15 protein-coding genes and 1 pseudogene are annotated in these 20,551 nt (G+C 69.8%); 5 read left to right on the forward strand and 11 right to left on the reverse strand.

Annotation, left to right across the window (positions count from 1 at the left end):
- Positions 1 to 296: 296 nt before the first annotated feature.
- Positions 297 to 536, reverse strand: coding sequence for a hypothetical protein (locus HJD23_RS28655; protein WP_171112289.1), 240 nt, complete (start codon positions 534 to 536; stop codon positions 297 to 299).
- A gap of 614 nt (positions 537 to 1,150) precedes the next feature.
- On the opposite strand from HJD23_RS28655, the gene HJD23_RS28660 reads away from it, so the two are divergent.
- On the forward strand, positions 1,151 to 2,302 hold the full coding sequence (locus HJD23_RS28660; RefSeq protein ID WP_171112288.1) for a helix-turn-helix transcriptional regulator: 1,152 nt from the start codon (positions 1,151 to 1,153) through the stop codon (positions 2,300 to 2,302).
- A 523-nt stretch (positions 2,303 to 2,825) separates the two neighbouring features.
- On the opposite strand, the gene cyaB is transcribed toward HJD23_RS28660, so the two are convergent.
- The 3 genes from cyaB to HJD23_RS28675 all read right to left on the reverse strand — a co-directional run bounded on the left by cyaB (position 2,826) and on the right by HJD23_RS28675 (position 5,698).
- Positions 2,826 to 3,383, reverse strand: a complete 558-nt coding sequence (gene cyaB / locus HJD23_RS28665) for a class IV adenylate cyclase (protein WP_171118560.1) — start codon at positions 3,381 to 3,383, stop codon at positions 2,826 to 2,828.
- A 17-nt stretch (positions 3,384 to 3,400) separates the two neighbouring features.
- The gene (locus HJD23_RS28670; RefSeq protein WP_232108176.1) at positions 3,401 to 3,832 is read right to left on the reverse strand and encodes a hypothetical protein; all 432 of its coding nucleotides are present in this window, start codon (positions 3,830 to 3,832) and stop codon (positions 3,401 to 3,403) included.
- Positions 3,833 to 4,246: 414 nt separating this feature from the next.
- Positions 4,247 to 5,698 (reverse strand): MFS transporter, encoded by a 1,452-nt coding sequence (locus HJD23_RS28675; RefSeq protein ID WP_171112287.1) that lies wholly within the window; start codon positions 5,696 to 5,698, stop codon positions 4,247 to 4,249.
- Positions 5,699 to 5,776: 78 nt separating this feature from the next.
- On the opposite strand from HJD23_RS28675, the gene dusB reads away from it, so the two are divergent.
- Complete coding sequence (gene dusB, locus HJD23_RS28680; RefSeq protein ID WP_171112286.1) at positions 5,777 to 6,910, forward strand: tRNA dihydrouridine synthase DusB; 1,134 nt, start codon at positions 5,777 to 5,779, stop codon at positions 6,908 to 6,910.
- Here the strand turns inward: dusB and HJD23_RS28685 are convergent, their stop codons facing one another.
- The gene (locus HJD23_RS28685; protein ID WP_171112285.1) at positions 6,911 to 8,665 is read right to left on the reverse strand and encodes a CDP-alcohol phosphatidyltransferase; all 1,755 of its coding nucleotides are present in this window, start codon (positions 8,663 to 8,665) and stop codon (positions 6,911 to 6,913) included.
- Between the two features lie 236 nt (positions 8,666 to 8,901).
- Here HJD23_RS28685 and HJD23_RS28690 point away from each other — a divergent pair, with 236 nt between their 5' ends.
- On the forward strand, positions 8,902 to 9,399 hold the full coding sequence (locus HJD23_RS28690) for a hypothetical protein (protein ID WP_171112284.1): 498 nt from the start codon (positions 8,902 to 8,904) through the stop codon (positions 9,397 to 9,399).
- A 14-nt stretch (positions 9,400 to 9,413) separates the two neighbouring features.
- Here HJD23_RS28690 and HJD23_RS28695 read toward each other — a convergent pair whose 3' ends face one another.
- Positions 9,414 to 11,351 (reverse strand): glycogen debranching N-terminal domain-containing protein, encoded by a 1,938-nt coding sequence (locus tag HJD23_RS28695; protein WP_171112283.1) that lies wholly within the window; start codon positions 11,349 to 11,351, stop codon positions 9,414 to 9,416.
- On the reverse strand, positions 11,348 to 12,754 hold the full coding sequence (locus HJD23_RS28700) for a trehalase family glycosidase (RefSeq protein ID WP_171112282.1): 1,407 nt from the start codon (positions 12,752 to 12,754) through the stop codon (positions 11,348 to 11,350). The genes HJD23_RS28695 and HJD23_RS28700 overlap by 4 nt, the downstream gene beginning before the upstream one ends.
- Positions 12,755 to 12,874: 120 nt before the next feature.
- Here HJD23_RS28700 and HJD23_RS28705 point away from each other — a divergent pair, with 120 nt between their 5' ends.
- Together HJD23_RS28705 and ppdK are read left to right on the forward strand one after the other, a co-directional pair.
- On the forward strand, positions 12,875 to 14,083 hold the full coding sequence (locus HJD23_RS28705; protein ID WP_171112281.1) for an ROK family protein: 1,209 nt from the start codon (positions 12,875 to 12,877) through the stop codon (positions 14,081 to 14,083).
- A gap of 440 nt (positions 14,084 to 14,523) precedes the next feature.
- On the forward strand, positions 14,524 to 17,271 hold the full coding sequence (gene ppdK / locus HJD23_RS28710) for a pyruvate, phosphate dikinase (RefSeq protein ID WP_171112280.1): 2,748 nt from the start codon (positions 14,524 to 14,526) through the stop codon (positions 17,269 to 17,271).
- Positions 17,272 to 17,390: 119 nt separating this feature from the next.
- Here the strand turns inward: ppdK and HJD23_RS28715 are convergent, their stop codons facing one another.
- From HJD23_RS28715 to HJD23_RS28725, 4 genes and pseudogenes are all read right to left on the reverse strand, one after another.
- Complete coding sequence (locus HJD23_RS28715; protein WP_171112279.1) at positions 17,391 to 18,293, reverse strand: UTP--glucose-1-phosphate uridylyltransferase; 903 nt, start codon at positions 18,291 to 18,293, stop codon at positions 17,391 to 17,393.
- Between the two features lie 295 nt (positions 18,294 to 18,588).
- Entirely contained in the window at positions 18,589 to 19,293 is a 705-nt protein-coding gene (locus HJD23_RS28720; RefSeq protein ID WP_171112278.1) for a hypothetical protein, read from the reverse strand.
- Between the two features lie 222 nt (positions 19,294 to 19,515).
- Positions 19,516 to 19,802, reverse strand: a pseudogene (locus HJD23_RS44170) (transposase); the annotation flags it as partial.
- 96 nt (positions 19,803 to 19,898) lie between these two features.
- Entirely contained in the window at positions 19,899 to 20,393 is a 495-nt protein-coding gene (locus HJD23_RS28725; RefSeq protein WP_197973505.1) for a hypothetical protein, read from the reverse strand.
- Positions 20,394 to 20,551: the final 158 nt, after the last annotated feature.

The raw sequence follows: 20,551 nt of genomic DNA on the forward strand, positions 1-20,551 counted from the left end.
GCCGTCTTGCAACCCGTCCCGTCGCGCGTTCGGAATCGGCGCGGAAGGGCGGGAATCCAAGGGGCCGCGTTGGGCCAACCATGCGCCACGGGGGATGAACGCACAGTCGGGACCCGTTCTCAGCGGCCTGTACTCGCTGGGCAGGCAGTCAGCGCATGTCACGGCGCACCGCCACTCGGTCAGTTCGCCGGTGGCACCGCACACCGGCCGTCCCTCACTGAGCCGGTGAACGGTCAGCACGTCTTCACCAACCGTCCCGGTGATCTCGCCGGTAGGGGCCAACAGCTCCGCGTCTGTCACAGCCACTCTCCCGGCTCGAATCGGTAGGAACGGGTGATGACCTCTCGGTAGGTGAGATGGCCGGGGTTGGCCCTGAGGTGACCGGCAGCCCACGCGGACCCGTCGCCCTGGTCGTTACTGCCGTCGCTGCTGTCGCCACAGCCCTTGCACTCCATGGCGAACAGAACGGGGCCGGCTTCGGAGCCCGTGTCCGGGGTCAGCGTGTGCTCACGAAACCTGTACGTTGCGCGCGTCATGCCGCCCCCTCTCGCCGGTCGGCGCAGCGCCGGCAGCCGGGCACAGCGCGTGGAGGGAGCGCACCGGGCGGGAATGTGATCACGCCGGACGCTGGATCGAGCGTTCCGCCGTACTGTGTCCACCAAGGGCCCTCCGGCGGCCTCTCGGACGGGTCCAACAGCCTGACCAACGCCGGGGCGGGTAAGGCAGTCTGACGGATGCGCAGTCGCCTTGCCGGGGCCGTCACTCCGCACCCTCCGACGTGGGGCACTCAAGGTGCACGTACGGGCGGCTGGTGGCGATTCCGAGCGGCTTGACCCGCCGCACCACCTCAAGACTTCCGAACGGCGCGTGACACCTGCGGCACTTCTCACCCCGGGGCGCGTACGTCGTGTACTCGCCCTGTTGCGCGTCGGTGTCCGTCCCCACACGCTGGCGACTTTGGGGAGGCCTCGCTGTAGCTTTGGGCATTGTCGTCAACCCCTTACCGGTTGGTGGCCACGCCCCCGGATCACCGTGCATGTGGTTCGGGGGCTTTGCGTTGCGTCTGTCGAACTCAACCGGTTTCGTGTACCCGTAGGGCAGTTGACCAGCGTTGACTACCCTGAGAGTCAACAGTCAACGGGAGCGCGCCATGATCGACTTCGGGTCTGAGGTACGGATGGCACTCAAGGCACAAGGGAAGAGCCTCAGAGGTACAGCCAAGGAGTTGCATTACGACGTGGCTTATCTGAGCCGCGTACTCAATGGGAAACAGGCTGCCTCTCCCGAGTTGACCCAAGCCCTCAACGAATACCTCGGCCTATCTCTGACCGTAGAAGACAGCGGCTCCAACGATGACGAGATGGGCGCATGGGAGCTTGCGCGGCGCGTACAGGCGAGCGACGTAGGCAACGCCACCCTTGAACGACTTGAGCTGACCTTTGACCGGCTGGCCATGGCTTATCCGAAAGCTCAGCCTGAAGACCTATTGCGGCAAACGCGTAAGCACACTGGCTATGTGGTCAAGCTCCTCGACGGTAAGAAGACCCTGTCCGAGCACCGACGCTTGTTGGTCCTCGGCGGTTGGCTTTCTCTGCTTGGGGCCACCGTTCATATCGACCTGATGCAGGACGACGCAGCTACCGCGAGGCTGGAGACAGCCGCAACTCTCGCAAGGGAGGCCGGACATCCTGAGATTGAAGCCTGGTGCTACGAAACCGAGGCTTGGCGTGTACTGACCGACGGGAACTACGTCCAGGCTGTCGATCTCTCTCTCGCGGCTCAGCAAATCGCTCCGCATGGTACATCTGCCATGATCCAGGCGACGGCCCAAGAGGGCAGAGCGAATGCGCGACTAGGTAACGCGACAGAGACCTACTCGGCTATTGAGCGAGTACAGAACCTGTCTGCGGCTATCGGCACCCCCGACACCCCAGAGCACCACTATCGCTATGACCCTGCTAAGTCACTGTCCTATACGGCTACAACCCTTGCTTGGCTCGGGGATACCGAAGCAGAGCCGTACGCAAGGGAAGTCATCAAGCGACTGAGCCCGAGTGGAGACCCTTCACGTTGGCCACGTCGGGTGGCTTCCGCCAATATTGATCTCGCCTTGGTGCTTCTCAAGCAGAATCGACTTGATGAAGCGTGTGACTCCGCTCAAAAAGCGATCCTGTCCGGCCGAGTGGTTCCGTCCAACCATTGGCGAGCCCTGGAAATCGTCAAGGCTGTAGAGGCTCGTAAATTGCCGGAGAGTGCAGACCTGCGAGAGGCTTACCAGGGTCTCAAAGCTGTTGACCAGTAGAGCCAGCCCGTCCATGCTGCATTGCCGATTGGAAATGTGAATGTTGTCGGCTAGTGAATTCATTACGGCTTCCGGTGGTGTAGGAGATTACGTAGGCGTGGTATGGTCAGGGATATTTGTGGTGACCTGTCTCGGGATTGCTTTCAATGTGCATGATGTTGCATTTCGTATCCATCAATTCACCATGAATCATGGACCCTTCGGCCCCGGACCCGGTTTCGGGCCGACAGTCGTGAGGATTTTGGGAGGAATTCTCGGAGTGGCCGTACTTGTGGAATTTGCGGCGTCCGTGACGGGGATCTTCCGGTAGGCGGGACGTGCACCCTGGGGAGGGGCTCGGCGCGCATTGTGAGGTGAGTGGGAGGCTTCTCCGGTGGCGTGATCATCCGTCTGGTCGGATCGCTGGAGAGCTGCTCGTGGGCACGGTGTCGTACGGGGTTCCGTTTCCCGCCGGAGGTCATCCCACAGCTCTCCGCGGTCGGCGTCACCTGGTGCACCTGGCTGGAATGGTGTGTTGCACCGGTCAGGCCGCCCGCTGGGCCGCCACCGCGCCCGTGTACGTCTCCCGTGTCAGGTCCTCCGCCTGGATGCCCAGTTCGGCGAGCACCGCGCGGATGTCGTCCAGGGCTGCGGACACCTGGTCCTCGTCGACGAGCGTCTCGACCTCCAGGAACGTGCCATCGATCTCCGGCACCCGTACGAGCGTGGCGAGCATGCGCCGACCGCGAGCGGTGAAGTCGTAGTTGCGGCATCGCTTCTCGAACGCGATCAACTCGACATGCCCCAGCCCCCGCAGGATTGCGTGCGCCTGGTCGGCGTCCTCGACCCGGGTCTCGTGCTCGGGCTTCGACCCCGAGTCCTCGTCGACCGCCGCGCCCTTCCACGTGAGCACCGTGCGTGTGCCGTCCGCGCCATGCACGGTGCGCACCCGCAGTTCTTCGCCCGCCTTCTCCAGCGACCCGTCCGGCCGGTCGTAGTACGTGTCTCGGTATACCTCGACGCGGGCCTCGGCGCGCTCCTCCAACTGCCGCATCACCTGCTCGGGCGCGTGCACATGGGCCTTCAACTCCGCCTCGATCACCAGCACTTCCCCTCTCGTCAGACTGTGCGCTGCGCGCCGTCGATGACTGCGTCGAACATCCGCCGAAACCCCCTGTACAGCGGACCGTGTGGCGTCTCCATGACCTTGTACAGGGCCGACTCGTGGCCTTCCCGCCCGGCATCGAACGCGCCGACGAACATGGTCCCGTCGGTGCGGATGAGCCGCCACGTCGGGAGCATCCGGTACCGCCACACGCCGACATCGCCCGCGTCCGCGAGTTCCCGCAGCCGCGCCTCAGCGAGCCGCACCCCCGACGCGAGGGACTCGGCGGACTCCCCGATCTCCGCCGCGCGGCGCGCCAGGGCGTCGCTGTCGGGATCGAGGAGAGCGACCCGGACGCGGAGACCCATCCCGCCCTGTTCGCGCGGCAGGCAGGCGCGCAGCAGCGAATCGTTGAGGCCGATGACGGCCGACAACGTCGGCGCCACCGGGCCAGGTGCGATCGTCCACCTGCACAAGGAAGTCTGCCGGCGGGCCCCGCACCAGTCCGAGCAGGTGCCGTACGCCACTGCCCCCCGCTCCTGGCAGCGACGCCGACCGCGCTGGTAGCGGGAGGGTGGCCGCCCCTGCGTCCCCCGTCGGGGCGGCCACTCAGTGAAGCTCGGGCCCCTGCCGGCACGGTCAGTGGGCGTTGCTGGAGGCGCGAGGGCCGCATGATGTGCGTCCGCGGCCCCCGACGCACAAGGCCCCCGGTCCGGCCGCTGGTCCTCTCCCAGGCGGGGCGGTTGGGGCGGGCTCAGCACAGAACCATCGGGCGCCGCTGACTCCCTCTAGCATCACCGCAAGGCGGCCGACCCACAGGGGCGCGGGGAACTGCGCGCCCAGCCACGGAAGACCCCCAGCTAGGCACCCTCAGCAGCCCCCACCACCTGCCGCACCCCATCCCCCTCCAACCGCTCAGCCGCCCGCTCAGCAGTCCCCCGAGCCCACCGCCCACTGCTCAACACCCCGAACACCAGCACCCCCACCCCGCACACCACGAGAACCCACCACCCCGGCCGAGCAGCCGACACAAACGCCTCCCGATACGACGACGCCCCGATCCCCGACGCCAGCACCGCGCCGACCACCGCGACCCCCAGCGTCTGCCCGAGCTGCCGACTCGTCGAGGCGACCGCCGCCGCCACCCCCGCCTGGGCCCGTGGCATCCCCGACACCGCCGTGTTCGTGATCGGCGCGTTCACGAACCCGAAGCCCACACCGAACAGCACGTACCCCACGAACAACGTGACATCCGACGTCTCCCCCTCGAACCCCGCGAACAGCACCGCACTCGCCGTCATCGCCGCCCCCGCGATCAGCAACGGCACGCGCGGCCCCCGGCTCCCCACCAGCCGCCCGGCCAGCGGCGCGCACAGGAATGTCGGCACAGCCATCGGCAGCATCCACAGCCCGGCGTGCAGCGCGTCCAGCCCCCGCACGTTCTGCAGATAGAGCGTCGACAGGAACAGGAACCCGCCCAGCGCCGCGAACGCGCTGATCGCGATCACCGTCGCCCCACTGAACGGCGCCGACCGGAAGAACCGCAGATCGATCAACGGCTCCACTCGACGCGGCTCATACGCCAGCAGGCCCACCAACGCCGCCAACGCCACCGCCGCGAACGGCGCCACCGTCGCGCCCCCGGCGTTCGGCGCCTCGATGATCGCGTACGTCAGCGATCCGAACAGCGCGATCACCAGCAGCTGGCCCACCGGATCGGCCCGCCGCGCCTTCGGGGCGCGGGACTCGGGGACGTACCGCAGCGTCAGCAGCAGTGCGGCGGCCCCCACCGGAAGGTTGATCCAGAAGATCGCCCGCCAGTTCACCGCCTCCACCAGCAGGCCGCCCACCAGCGGTCCCGCGGCCATGGAGATACCGACGACCGCGCCCCACACCCCGATCGCGCGGGCGCGCTCGCGCGGGTCGGTGAAGGTGTTGGTGATGATCGACATGGCGACCGGGTTGAGCATCGAACCGCCCACCGCCTGCACCATGCGGAAGATCACCAGGGTGTCCAGGTCGGGCGCCACCGAGCACAGCGCCGAGCCGATGGCGAAGACGATCAGGCCCGCCATGAAGACCCGCTTGCGGCCGATCCGGTCGGCCGTGGAGCCCGCGAGCATCAGCAGGGACGCCAGGACGAGCGTGTAGGCGTCGATCGTCCACTGGAGGCCGGACGTACCGGCCCGCAGGTCGTGCTGCATGGAGGGCAGGGCGACGTTCAGGACGGTGTTGTCCAGGCTCACGATCAGCAGACTCATGCAGCAGATCGCGAGGACCAGCAGGCGTCGGCGGGGGCTGAGCTCGGGCATGGCGTCCATCGTACGCCGATTTCGATAGTGTGGCTAACTAACGAATTTTACGAACTCATTGCACGGCACAATGGAGGAATGTCCACGCCCCTGCAGATCGGTCCGCACACCGTCCAGCCGCCCGTCGTCCTGGCCCCGATGGCCGGGATCACCAACGCGCCTTTCCGCACCCTGTGCAGGGAGTTCAGCGGCGGCAAGGGCCTGTTCGTGAGCGAGATGATCACGACCCGGGCGCTGGTCGAGCGCAACGAGAAGACCATGCAGCTGGTCCACTTCGACGCGACCGAGAAGCCGCGTTCGATCCAGCTGTACGGCGTGGACCCGGCGACCGTCGGCAAGGCCGTCCGCATGATCGCGGAGGAGGACCTGGCCGACCACATCGACCTGAACTTCGGCTGCCCGGTGCCGAAGGTGACCCGCAAGGGCGGCGGCTCCGCGCTGCCCTACAAGCGGAACCTGCTCCGCGCGATCCTCCGGGAGGCGGTCTCCGGGGCCGGTGACCTGCCCGTCACCATGAAGATGCGCAAGGGCATCGACGACGATTACATCACCTACCTCGACGCCGGCCGGATCGCCGTCGAGGAGGGCGTCACCGCCATCGCCCTGCACGGCCGTACCGCCGCCCAGCACTACGGCGGCACCGCCGACTGGGACGCCATCGCGCGGCTGAAGGAGCATGTGCCGGAGATCCCCGTGCTCGGCAACGGCGACATCTGGTCGGCCGAGGACGCGGTGCGGATGGTGAAGGAGACCGGCTGCGACGGAGTGGTGGTCGGGCGCGGGTGCCTGGGGCGGCCGTGGCTGTTCGCCGATCTGGTGGCCGCCTTCGAGGGGCGTGCCGAGGACATCGCGCGGCCCACGCTCCGCGAGGTCGCCGAGGTGATGGTCCGGCACGCCACCCTGCTCGGTGAGTGGATCGGCGACGAGTCGCGCGGCGTCATCGACTTCCGCAAGCACGTCGCCTGGTACCTGAAGGGCTTCGCGGTCGGCTCCGAGATGCGCAAGCGGCTCGCCATCACGTCCTCGCTCGAAGAACTGCGCGCCGGCCTGGACGAGTTGGACCTCGACCAGCCCTGGCCGACCGGCGCCGACGGCCCACGCGGCCGTACCTCCGGCAACAACCGCGTCGTCCTGCCGGACGGCTGGCTGAAGGACCCGTACGACTGCGCGGGGATCAGCGAGGACGCCGAGCTGGACACCTCCGGCGGCTGATCAGCCCTTCTTCCCCGACGGGCTCTTCCCCGAAGGGATCGAGCCGTACGCCGTCAGGAAGCGGTCCCGGAAGTCGCTCATCTTCCACACCGGCGCGTCCTGCGCGGGCCGCAGCCCGTCCGACCAGCCCCAGCTCGCGATCTTGTCCAGCACCTTCGGGTCCTTGGCGACGATCGACACCGGCACGTCCCGGCCGGAGTCGTAGCCGCTGACCCGGACGATGGGCTGGTGGTCGCCGAGGAAGACGAGGACGGTGTCCTCGGTGCCGTACCGCTGAAGCCACTGGGTGAGGCTGGTCACGGAGTACTCGATGGACTTGCCGTACTCCTCCTTCGACCGGGTGCCGTCGGCGATGATGTCCGCCGGATCGGTGCCCGCCTTCTGGATGGGGCCGAAGAGCGAGCCGTCGCCGAGGTCCTCCCAGTCGACCATCCTCGGCAGTGGCGACCAGGGCTGGTGACTGGACGTCAGGATGACCTCCGCCATCAGCGGCTTGTCGCGCGGCTTGCCGTGCACCAGCCGCTGGAACGCCTCCAGCGTGTACTGGTCCGGCATCGTCGACCAGCTGAACTTCGGGCCCTTGTAGCCGAGTTCGAAGGCGTCATACACGGTGTCCAGCCCGTAGAACTTCGCCTCCGGCCAGCCCTTCTGCACCCCCGGCATGATCCCGACGGTCCGCCAGTCGCCGGTCTTCCGGAACGCCTTGGTGAGGGTGAGATGGTCCCCGGAGGTGACGGTCGCGTAGCGCTGCTGGCTGTCGACCCACAGCCCGGACAGGAACGTGGAGTGGCCGAGCCAGCTGCTGCCCCCGAAGGTCGCGGAGGTCAGCCAGCCGCTCTTCGCGGCGAAGCCCGCCTCGGTGAGGGCCTCGGTGCCGGTGTCGAGGGTCTGCCGGACGCCGGGTGAGATCAGTGGGTCCTCGATCGCCTTGCGGCCGTAGGACTCGATGAAGGTGAAGATGACGTCCTTGCCGCGCAGGTCCGGTACGAGCTGCTCGCCGGGGGTGTCGGCGAAGATGTCCGTCCTCGCCTCCCGCGCGAACGCCGCCTCGTCCCGCAGCGTCGCCTGCACCTTCTCCGCCCGGGCCTGCGTCAGCGCCGCCGCGTTGTCGGCCGCGACCGGCAGCCCGGCGAACTGCAGGCCCAGCGCGTACGTCAGGGTCCATACGACGGCGGCGGCGAGCGTCGACCGGACGGCGACCGTGCGATGCCGGACGAGCACGCCGCTCGTCCGGACCGTCGCCAGCGTCATCAGGGCGCCGAGGAGTACGACGAGGGCGACGGCACCGACCGCGAGCGCGATGGCTCCGGCCGCGCCCATCGTGTCCTCCATGTACGCCTGGGCGTCGTCGAGCAGGCCCCAGTCGAGGACGAGGTTGAAGTCGCGGCCGAGGTATTCGTTGAAGCCCATGTCGAGCAGGTTCAGCGCGGTCAGCGCGGTGAGCCCGAGCCCGGCGACGACGGCCGCCACCAGCCGGGGGCGGCGCGGCAGCACCAGCAGCACGGCCGCCCCGATGATCGCCTCCACGGGGATGCGGAGGAACGTGCCCGCCGTCATCGTCTGCAGGGTGTTGGGCAGCAGCAGCGCGATCAGGACCAGGGCCGCGCAGAGGCCGGTGGCGGTACGGCGCAGGACGCGGGTGGCGGTGGGGTGGGCGGTGCGCCAGCGGGTGAGGCGGCCTTCGGGGGCTTGCGGCTCGGTGTCGTCCGGTGCGTCATCGGTCGTGTGCCGTGGTTGACGCGTGAAGACAGCCACCCGAAGGTCCCTCCGTACGAAAGCGCGGTGCGGCGGCGGACCCGGCGTGGGGGAACGGGTCCGCCGCCATGTCGTACGGTCCGCGCCGCCCCGGTGTTCACCGCACCCGGTCACTTTTCGGGAAGCATCCGGACCCCCCCACACGTCAAGCCCCGACTTTCCGTGCCGTGACCCGGGCCGCCGCCCCGGGGCTGAATGGAGGAGTCCCCTCCCCGAGTGTGCAAGGACCCTCTCCCATGACCCTCGCGAGCCCCCGACGCTTCGTCCTCCTCCTGGCCGCCACCGTCCTGGCCGCCGGAGCCACCTCCCTCTCCGCGCCCGCGTTCGCCGCCACGCCGACCCAGGACCCCAAGGACCCCGGCACTTGCGCATGGATCCTGGCCGACGACGGCTACAACGTCTGCACCTACTCCGGCCCCTCTGGCGCGAGCGGTGGTGACACCGACTTCGGCGAGGAGTCCGAGGGGGATCCCTCCGGCGCGACCGGCGGTGACACCGACCCTGGCGAGGTGCCCGACCAGGATCTCTCCGTCGTGACCGGCGGTGACACCGAGGCGCCTGCCGGTGGCTCCTCGGTCGCGACCGGTGGTGACACCGAGCCTCCCGGCGGGGGTTCGTCTGCCGCGACCGGTGGCGACACCACTCCGCCCGCCCCGGGCGGCCCCGGTCCCAACGACAACATCGACTACGGCGGCTACACGCCCCCCGCCGACTCCGGCCCCATCGTCAAGTGATCCCGGCCTCCGTCCTAGGCGCCGCCCACCGCCGTCAGCAAGGCGAGCGGCGCCGCCGCCGACCGCGACTCCCGTACGCACGCGTGCGGATACGGCACCGGCTCGGCGTGTGTGTCCCGGCCGTACCCGGCGAGCACCTCCGGCAGCCGGTGCCCGGTCGCGGTCGCCGCGTCGACCAGCGCGTGGGCGACCGTGCGGGCCTCGTCGTGCAGGCCGTAGCGGGCGAGACCGAGGGTGATCAGCGCGTTGTCGTGCGGCCAGACCGAGCCCCGGTGGTACGACAGCGGGTGGTACGCCGCCTGCCCGGCGGCCAGCGTGCGCACCCCCCAGCCGGAGAAGAAGTCCGGTTCGACGAGCCGCCGGCCGACGACCTCGCCGTACTCCTTGTCGAGCAGCCCGGACCACAGCAGATGCCCGGCGTCCGAGGCCAGCGCGTCCACCTGGCGGCCGTCGCCGTCCAGGGCGAGGGCGGGGAAGGACCGGTCCGGCATCCAGAAGTCCCGCTGGAAACGGTCGCGCAGATCACCGGCCGCCTGCTCCAGCAGCGCCGCGTACGTCTGGTCGTCCCACACCGTGCGGGCCAGCCACGCCGTGCGGCGCAGCGCGTCGTACGCGTAGCCCTGCGCGCCCGCCGCCATCACCGGGCCGGTGGGCCGGGTGCCGTCGGCGGAGCAGATGGCGCCGGGGGAGTCCTTCCAGTTCTGGTTGGCCAGGCCGCCCTGGTCGGCGCGGTAGACGAGGTAGCCGCGCGAGGTCAGCCCGCCGTGGTCCAGCATCCAGCCGACGGCCGCGCGGGCGTGCGGCTCCAGCCGGCGGGCGAGGACGGTGTCCCCGGTCTGTTCGACGTACGCCCCGAGCAGCACCAGGAACAGCGGGGTGGCGTCCACCGAGCCGTAGTAACGCCCGTACGGCACCTGCCCGAAGTGCGCCAGCTCGCCGTGCCGCACCTCGTGCACGATCTTGCCGGGCTGGGCGACCGAACCGGGGTCCGTCCCGGTCGCCTGGGTGGCGGCGAGGGCGGGCAGGGTGGCGGCGGCCAGCTGCGGGCGGTAGGGGAGGGCGAAGAGGGAGGTCAGGAGGGCGTCGCGGCCCAGCAGGGTCAGGAACCAGGGGGCTCCGGCGGCCGGGACGCGCAGCTCCTCGCCGTCCGGGCCGGTGGCCGGGACCTGGAGCGCGGCGAGGTCGGCGAGGCCCCGCGCGCAGGCCGCCGCCAGCTCCGGCCAGCCGGTGGGGAAGGCGACGCCCTCGATGAACCGGCCTTCCATCGCGAGGAGTTGCTCGTTGACGGCGCCGGGGGAGAGGGGTACGCGCAGCGCGCGCTTCTCGCCGTGCGGGCGGGCGATGACACGGAGTGTCAGTCCGGCCGTGCCGTGCGGTTCCAGATCGAGGGTCCATACGAGGCGCCGGGCGCCGGTGCCGGTCTCCTCCACGGCGTCCGGGGCGGGGTCGGCGGTCACCGTCGTACGGGATCGCCACTCACCCCGCTGGTAGGTGAACTCCACGCCGTCCTCGACGACCCGGCGGGAGCGGACGGCGCCGGTCTTGGCGTACGTACGGTGGTCGGAGCGCAGCTCGAACTGGTCGGTGAAGTCGGCGTCGACGGTGAGCGCGAGGCGGACCGTGACCGGTACCGGGCGGTTGCTGGTGACGCGCAGCAGCTCCACGAACGAGCTGTCCCCGACGGCCTGTTCCCGGAAGACCGCGTACGCCGACGGCTCCTGCCGGCCGCCGCGCGGGACGAGGACACAGCGGGCGGTGTCCCCTCCGGCGACGGGACTGAGGGCCTCGGGCACGGCCCCGTCGACGGTGAGCTGCCAGCGGCTCAGATGCCGGGCGTCGCGGACGAACAGGCCGTCCGGTGAGCTGCCGCCCCGTACGCCGCTGATGTTCCCGCCGTTGCCGACGGCGGCGAACGTCCCGCCGTGCACGAGCAGATGATGCCGGTCCGTCATCCCCGGTCCCCTCCCTTGGCTCCGTTGGCACCCTTGGCTTCCAGTAGGTCGAGCGTGAGCGCGGCGGTCCAGCTGAAGCCGGTCGCCCCGCAGGCCTCGCCGGTGTGCGGGTCCACGTACTCCGCGAACCCGGAGGCGTCGGCGGTGTCGATCATCGCGTCGCGCAGGACGTCGGCCCGCTCGGTGTCGCCGTGCACCCTGAGCCCTCGCTCCAGCAGCCAGTTCGTGTTGAACCACGCGGGCCCTCGCCAGTACCGGTGCGGGTCGAAGGCCTCGCCGAGCAGGTCGTAACTGGGCACCAGCCGTGCCCCGAAGTGCGGCCCGTCGAGCGTGCGCACGAGGGTGGCGGCGATGTCCCGGGGGAGGGTGGGGAGGAGGAGGGGGATGAGGCCGGAGACGCTGCGTTCGGCGACCGGTTCGCCGCTGCGCAGGTCCCGGCAGAAGAACATCCCCGCCCCCGCATCCCACAGCCGCTCGATCAGCACCCCCGTCAGCCGCTCCGCCCGGGCGTGCCGGGCCGTGCCCGTCGCGCCCAGCTCCCGTGCGATCCGGGCCAGCGCGTGCTCCGAGGCGATCAGCAGTGCGTTGAACGCCGGGTCCTCCACCGCGAAGTCGCTCACTCCGGCGCACCGTCCCCCGCCCGGCCCGTCCCTGTATCCGCGCCCCCGGTAGTCCGTCGCCAGCCGCACGTACCGCCCGTAGTCCAGATCCGTCGGCCGGTCCTCGGGTGCGCCGTGGTCGAGGTCCGCGCGGCGGAAGGAGCGGGCCGGGGCCGGGGTGATGCGAGCGAGCGGGGCGTCCCAGCAGGGGCTGTTGTCCATGCCCTGCTCCCAGGGGTGGACCACCGACGCGAGCCCCGCGCCGCCCAGGTCACGCCGGTGCAGCAGATAGCGGTGCCAGGCCGCCAGCCGCGGATACACCCCGGCGAGAAAGCCGCGCGCCCGCGACAGCCCCGGGTCGGCGCAGTGCACCAGCCATGCCGCCAGCGCGTGCACCGGTGGCTGCACGATGCCGGAGGTCTGTACGGTGCGCGGGGCGCCCGCAGCGCGCCCCGCGGTCGAGGAGCGCCAGAAGTCGGGGCTCGGGAAATAGGCGTCCAGCGGCACGGAGGCGTTGAAGACGATGTGCGGGATCCGCCCGTCGCCCCACTGCGCGGCCAGCAGCGTCTCCAGCTCCGTCTGCGCCCGTAACGGCGACACATGCCGCAGCCCGATCGCGATGAACCCCGAGTCCCAGGACCACTGGTGCGGATACAGCCCGCGCGAGGGCACGGTCGACGTTCCGGTCCAGTTGCCCGCCAGCACCCGCTCGGCCCTGAGGTGCGCTGACCGCGCCTCGGCGCCGGGATCGTATGCGATCGCGCGCTGTGCCGGGCGGTCGGTGACGTGGGCGATGCGATCCACTCGGGGCTCCCCGAAAGACGTCCGGTCGGCCGGTTCGGCCTCGGCTACCGTAGAGTTACGTCTATTTAACACGCAAAACCCACTATGTAATGCAGGGTTGGGAAACACAAGGGGGTGCGCATGCCCGGACGGAACACGACCCAGGCCAGCGCCGGCGAGCTGCTCGAACTCGTGCGCAGTGGCCGCGCCACCACCCGTGGCGCCCTCCAGCAGGTCACCGGCCTGTCCCGGGCCACCGTCGGCCAGCGCCTCGACCGCCTCTTCCGCGCGGGCTGGCTGCGCGAGGGCGCCGGCGGCCCGGTGGACTCCCCGCTCGGCGGCCGCCCCGCCATCACCCTGGAGTTCGACGACGAACACGCCGTCGTCCTCGCCGCCGACCTCGACACCCGCCACGCCCGCGCGGCCGTCCTCACCCTGACCGGCGAGATCCTCGCCGAACACGGCGGCACCCTGGTCGTCGAGGACGGCCCGGAGCCGGTGCTCGGCGAACTCGGGCGGTGGTTCGCGGAGTTGCTGCAGAAGTGCGGCCACGACGCCGACGAGGTCTGCGGCATCGGACTCGCCGTCCCCGGCCCGGTCGACACCGACTCCGGCCGGGTCGTCCAGCCCCCGATCATGCCGGGCTGGGACGGCTACGACATACGCAGCCGGCTGGCCAGGTCGTTCACCGACCACACCGGCGCCGCGCCCGTCCCCGTCCTCGTCGACAACGACGCGAACCTGATGGCGTACGGCGAACAGCGCACCGGCCACCCCGACTGCTCGGCGTTCGTCCTCGTCAAGGTCTCCACCGGCATCGGCGCGGGCGTCGTGGTCGACGGCTCGGTCTACCGGGGCATCGACGGCGGCGCCGGGGACATCGGCCACATCCGGGTGCCGGAGGGCGCCGACGCGCTGTGCCGGTGCGGTTCGTACGGCTGTCTGGCCGCCGTCGCCAGCGGGGGCGCCGTGGCCCGGCGGCTGGCCGAGGCCGGGGTGCCGGCGGCCTCCGGTTCGGACGTACGGGAGCTGCTGGCGGCCGGGCATCCGGAGGCGGTGGGCCTGGCACGGGAGGCCGGGCGCCGGGTCGGGGACGTACTGGCGACGGTCGTCACCCTGCTGAACCCCGGTGTGCTGATGATCGCGGGCGATCTGGCCGGAACGCCCTTCCTGACCGGCGTGCGGGAACTGCTGTACCAGCGGGCGCTGCCGCGCTCCACGGCCCGGCTGGACATCGTGACCTCGTGGCTGGGGGAGCGGGCGGGGCTGGTGGGGGCCGGTGCGCTGGTCGTGGAGCACCTGTACGCGCCGGAGCGGGTGGAGGAGCGGTTGCGGGCGCTGGGGGTGTGACGGCGCGAGCGCGGGGCGTGTGACGCGCGCGTTTCCGTCTCCCTACGGCGTCCGCATGACGTCCGCATGGTGAAATCCCGTCGCCTGTGGCAGCGTGATTCTCGCCACCCTTGATAAGGGTTGCGCTCAGATGAGCGGATCTTGGGCGACTGCACTTTTCCAAGGGGTGGCACTCAGTGCCACCCCTTGATCGTTCATCGATCGAAATCAGACGTGCTGGAACCCGCTCATACGAGCACAATGCCCGGCCTGGGGGTGAGGTTGCGTTCAAGAAGTGAAAACATCCGCCCGTCACCGCTTACCAAGCCTTGACTTTCGATCCGGTGGCGGACGACTGGTTACAGGCGCATGACGCACAAGTGGACGTACCCAGGCGCCTTTGATCTGGGTATGTTCCTCGCCGTCAGGGCAGCCACCGCGTCCTCGAGGAGTCGAGACCCGTGTCGGAAAACAAAGATCCCCAGGTAGCCGGATCCGGCAAGAGCGTTGAGGGCGTGAAGTTCGTTTACGACTTCACCGAGGGCAACAAGGACCTCAAGGACCTCCTCGGCGGCAAGGGCGCGAACCTCGCCGAGATGACCAACCTGGGCCTCCCCGTCCCTCCGGGCTTCACCATCACCACCGAGGCCTGCAAGGTCTACCTGGACAGCGGCGAGGCGCCCGCGGCACTGCGTGACGAGGTGAGTGCGCACCTCGACGCGCTGGAGCAGAAGATGGGCAAGAAGCTCGGTCAGGCCGACAACCCCCTCCTCGTGTCGGTCCGCTCGGGTGCCAAGTTCTCCATGCCCGGCATGATGGACACCGTCCTCAACATCGGCCTGTCGGACAAGTCCGTGCAGGGCCTGGCCAAGCAGGCCGGCGACGAGCGGTTCGCCTGGGACTCCTACCGCCGCCTCATCCAGATGTTCGGCAAGACCGTCCTCGGCGTCGACGGCGACCTCTTCGAGGAGGCGCTGGAGAAGGCCAAGGAGGCCAAGAAGGTCGCGGTCGACACCGAGCTGGAGGCCGCGGACCTGAAGAAGCTCGTCACCTCCTTCAAGAAGATCGTCAAGAAGGAGGCCGGCCGGGACTTCCCGCAGGACCCGCGCGAGCAGATGGACCTCGCCATCAAGGCGGTCTTCGACTCCTGGAACGGCGACCGGGCCAAGCTGTACCGCCGTCAGGAGCGCATCCCGCACGACCTCGGCACGGCCGTGAACGTCTGCTCGATGGTCTTCGGCAACCTCGGCCCCGACTCGGGCACGGGCGTCGCCTTCACCCGCGACCCCGCCTCCGGCCACCAGGGCGTCTACGGCGACTACCTGCAGAACGCCCAGGGCGAGGACGTCGTGGCGGGCATCCGCAACACGGTCCCGCTCGCGGAGCTGGAACGGATCGACAAGAAGTCGTACGACCAGCTGATGCAGATCATGGAGACGCTGGAGAACCACTACAAGGACCTGTGCGACATCGAGTTCACGATCGAGCGCGGTCAGCTGTGGATGCTCCAGACGCGCGTCGGCAAGCGCACGGCGGGCGCGGCCTTCCGTATCGCCACGCAGCTCGTCGACCAGGGCCTGATCGACGAGGCCGAGGCCCTGCAGCGCGTCACCGGCGCCCAGCTCGCCCAGCTGATGTTCCCCCGCTTCGACGAGAGTGCCAAGGTCGAGCAGGTGGGCCGGGGCATCGCGGCGTCGCCGGGTGCGGCGGTCGGCAAGGCGGTCTTCGACTCGTACACCGCGGTGAAGTGGTCGCGCTCCGGCGAGCAGGTCATCCTCATCCGCCGGGAGACCAACCCCGACGACCTGGACGGCATGATCGCGGCGGAGGGCATCCTCACCTCGCGGGGCGGCAAGACCTCCCACGCCGCCGTGGTCGCGCGCGGCATGGGCAAGACCTGTGTCTGCGGCGCGGAGGAGCTGGAGGTCGACACCAAGCGCCGCCGGATGACGGTGCCGGGCGGCCACGTCGTCGAGGAGGGCGACCTCATCTCCATCGACGGCTCGACGGGCAAGGTGTACCTCGGTGAGGTGCCGGTGGTCCCGTCCCCGGTCGTCGAGTACTTCGAGGGCCGGATGCACGCGGGTGCGGACGACGCCGACGAACTGGTCGAGGCCGTCCACCGCATCATGGCGTTCGCCGACCGCAAGCGCCGGCTGCGCGTACGCGCCAACGCGGACAACGCCGAGGACGCGCTGCGAGCCCGCCGCTTCGGCGCGCAGGGCATCGGCCTGTGCCGTACGGAGCACATGTTCCTCGGCGACCGCCGCGAGCTGGTGGAACGCCTGATCCTCGCGGACACGCAGGCGGAACGCGAGGAGTCCCTGAAGGAGCTGCTCCCGCTCCAGAAGCAGGACTTCGTAGAACTCTTCGAGGCGATGGACGGCCTCCCGGTCACCATCCGTCTCCTGGACCCCCCGCTGCACGAGTTCCTCCCCGACATCACGGAGCTGTCGGTCCGCGTGGCGCTGGCGGAGTCCCGCCAGGAGCCGCACGAGAACGAACTGCGCCTGCTCCAGGCGGTCCACCGCCTGCACGAGCAGAACCCGATGCTGGGCCTGCGCGGCGTCCGGCTGGGCCTGGTCATCCCCGGCCTGTTCACGATGCAGGTACGGGCCATCGCCGAGGCCGCGGCCGAGCGCAAGGCGGCGAAGGGCGACCCACGCGCCGAGATCATGATCCCGCTGGTCGGCACGGTCCAGGAGCTGGAGATCGTCCGCGACGAGGCCGACACGGTCATCGCGGAGGTCGAGGCGGCGAGCGGTACGGAGCTGAAGCTGGCGATCGGCACGATGATCGAACTCCCGCGGGCCGCACTGACCGCCGGTCAGATCGCGGAGGCGGCGGAGTTCTTCAGCTTCGGCACGAACGACCTCACGCAGACGGTGTGGGGCTTCAGCCGGGACGACGTGGAGGCCTCGTTCTTCACGGCGTACCTGGAGAAGGGCATCTTCGGCGTCTCGCCCTTCGAGACGATCGACAAGGACGGCGTGGGCTCGCTGGTCGCCGCGGCGGCGAAGGCGGGCCGGGAGACCCGCCCCGACCTGAAGCTCGGCGTCTGCGGCGAGCACGGCGGTGACCCGGAGTCCGTCCACTTCTTCCACGAGGTGGGCCTGGACTACGTCTCCTGCTCGCCGTTCCGGATCCCGGTGGCGCGACTGGAGGCGGGCCGGGCGGCGTCACAGTCGGCGGGAAGCGACCACCGCTGACCGCGGCTTGACCCCAGGACCCCGGAACCGCCGTTGATCCCCGACCCTCACGATCCGGCGGCGGTTCCGGCGCACGAGGGGAGGGCGGCACCCTGTGCGGGGGTGCCGCCCTCTTCGTATTACTCCGCGGGCTGATCGAGTTCCGCCGCGAGCCGGCGCAGATGCGGGCCGTACTCCGGGTCGGCCAGGGCGGCGGCGAACTGGGCGGTGAGGTAGGCGAGCGGGTTGCCGGTGTCGTACCAACGCCCCTGGATGACCTGCCCGTACACGGCCCGGTTGCCGGCGTAGGCGTTGATCGCGTCGGTCAGGTAGATCTCGCCGGTCTGGTGCTCGTACCAGCGCTTGGTCTGTTCCCGCAGCTCGTCGACGATGCCCGGGGTGATGACGTACCCGCCGATGGCCGCGTACGCGGAGGGCGCGTCCTGCGGCTTGGGCTTCTCCACCAGGCCGGTGATGCGCAGCAGGCCGTCGCCGAGGTCTTCCTTGACGACGGGTACGCCGTACCGCTGGGAGTCGGCCGGGTCCATCGGCATCAGCGCGAGGACCGGGCAGCTGGTGGCCTCGTAGGCCCGGATCAGCTGCTGGGCACGCGGCACCTCGGCGACGAACACGTCGTCCGGCCACAGCACGAGCATCGGCTCGTCACCGAAGTTGCGGGCGGCGTTGAGGACGGGGGTGCCGTTGCCGTACGGGCCGTGCTGGTCGAGGTAGGTGATGTGCCCGAGCCGGGACAGCTCGCCGACCTCCTCCACGGCGTCCGCGTACGCCGCCTTGCCGTCGGCCCGCAGTTGCTCGACGAGCGCGGGGTTGGGCCGGAAGTGGTCCTGGATGAGCCCCTTCCCGCCCGAGACGACGATGGTGATGTCGGTGATGCCGGAGGCCACGAGTTCCCGGACGGTGTGCTCGATGACGGGTTTGTCACCGACGGGCAGCATTTCCTTCGGCGTGGCCTTGGTCAGCGGCAGAAGCCTGGAACCGAGGCCGGCGGCGGGAATGACTGCCCTGCGGATGGTCGTGGCCATGGAGCCCCCTGAGGTGAGGTCGGTGTCGCGGACGTGGATGTCGACGTGGTGACGGTGAGTGTCCCATCCGGACGTGTACCGGCGAGGGACTGGGCATGCCGGTGGTGTGGAGGGGCGGGGTCTTTCGCTTGGCCTTTTGCAGCCCCCGGACGTGCACACAACACCCACGTTCCTTCCCCTCCTCACCACGCGGGCGGGCCGCTCATCGCAGGCCCACGGGAGAAGCGGGCGGCCCGACGACAACGTTCCCGGTGGCGAGGCGCCCCGGGCCAGGGCCGGGATGTCGCCGGACCTCTCAGGCGCGAGGCTCGGTGCTGAGCGGGAATCCCCCGCTGCCGCCGCCTCGCATGCCCTGCGCGTCGAACGGGTCCGCGTCGGCCCGTACGGCATGGATACCGAGCCATCCCTGTCCCTCGGGGGCGTCCTCGGCGGCGCTGATCCGGTACTCCACGATGCGCGTGCCGTGGGCGGGCAGGTCCTGTGCGCCGGAGGCGCCGGTCAACGGCTGGTAGTCGTTGGCCACGACCAGCTCGACGGTCTGCCAGTCGCCGTCGGGTGCCTCGCGCCGTTCCACCGTCAGCTTGGGCGGCTGCTCGCGTGCGTAGTTCAGCTCGACCTGGGCGGAGAGGGCGATCTCGCGGAGTGGCTTGTCGGCGGTGTTGCAGAGTTTGACGAGCACGGTCTGTGGTTCGCCACCCGGGTGGACGGTGACGCCTTCGCGTGGGTCGGCGACCGTGGTGATCAGGTGGCCGTTGGTCTTGTCGGCTTCGCTGGGCCTGGGGCAGGGCTTGGCTCGGAAGGCCGCGAGGCCGGGATTCGGTGCGCTCTTCACGGCGGCCGAGCCGCTTGCCGTCCCCTTTGCCTGCGCCGAAGCACCGGGCGAGGACCCGCCCTTGTCGCCGTCCGCCAGGGCTGACGGCCCCTCGCAGCCGGTGGCGAAGAGGACCACCGCCCCTGCCGTGGCCACGGCGTGTCTGGCCCAGCGTCTGTCTGCGCGCACGAATGCCCTCCTCATGGGTCACTGATCGATGATCACGACGCGCGAACGCCGCTCACGGTTGCGCCACGAGGCCGCATCTGCGAGGCCACGGGTCTGAGCCGTATCGCTCTCCGGCGTACCGCGTCCAGCGTGGCCGACCTCGCTGAGCAGCTTTTATGAATTTCGCTGCTGATCTCGCGGTACCTTCACCCGTCGAGTCGATCGCGGAGGTGAGCGACAGTAGAAGCGCTTGCGTCCGCCGGTTGCCTCGTCGACGCGGCGGTCGTCCACACGCGGCGCGGTGACTTCGACCGACCCCGCCGCAGTGACCACGGTCCGGGTCGGTGGTGGCCGTTGCGGACCACCATGCGGTGCCCGCGCTCGTCCCGCTCAGCAGCCAACTCGGCTATGTACTGATTGACTTCCGCCTCCAGCGAGGCGGCAAGCATCCGGCCGGCGCCCTCACGGACGATTTCGTCGATCAGGGAGCCGGACTCGGTGGAACCGTCGGACGTGACTCCGCTGAGCACGGGCGCCGTGACTCCCGACCTGCGCTGCAACGCGGGTCTACTTGCCTCATGCCCGAATCGCAGCCCCACGTCAACGAGACCGCTCAGTGCCCTCGGTCAAGGCATTTCGAGTTCGGGCAAGGAGAAGAAACCAGTGATCGCCTGCACCGTCCGCTCCTCGTTGTCATCTCTGTCAAGATCCGCTTGCGGCCCGATCAGATTCGCCGCCGTGAGGACGGGGAGCAGTAGATCAGGGTCCTCACCCACCCGGTCGTTCAGGTTCTCGAAGCTGAAGCCGGTGATCAGGCTCCCATCGCGGTAGTACTCGAACCAGGGACGGTGGGCCTTCGCCCAGCAAGGCTCGGTCACAAAGACAACGAGTTCGCCGCCGTCCGGGCACAGCCGCCGATAGTTGGCAAGGTCATAGTCGCCGCTGTCCCAGCTGAGCATGTCGTGCATCATCAACCCCCACTCGGTTCCCTTGCCGTACGCGAGTGGCATTCGCCGCAGGCCGAGGAGTCCTCGCGTAAGCGCGTCCAGGGACAACCCCCGGAAGAAGACGACGTTGGTCTCCTCGTGGTGCGGAAGCGGGCCGTGTATCCAATTCGTCATACCGGGCACCGTAGAGGAACCCACTGACACGGCCGCACAGCCGCCCGCCGCCGCCAAAACAGTCGTCAAACAGCGGCCAGCCGCTCAGCGCCAAGGTAAGGAGCAGGCCCACTGGTCGTGGGCACGGGGGATGCAGAGGAGCGAGGTCGGTGAGAGTG

Source organism: Streptomyces sp. Z423-1 (assembly GCF_013009255.1).
Lineage (GTDB): Bacteria > Actinomycetota > Actinomycetes > Streptomycetales > Streptomycetaceae > Streptomyces > Streptomyces gossypiisoli.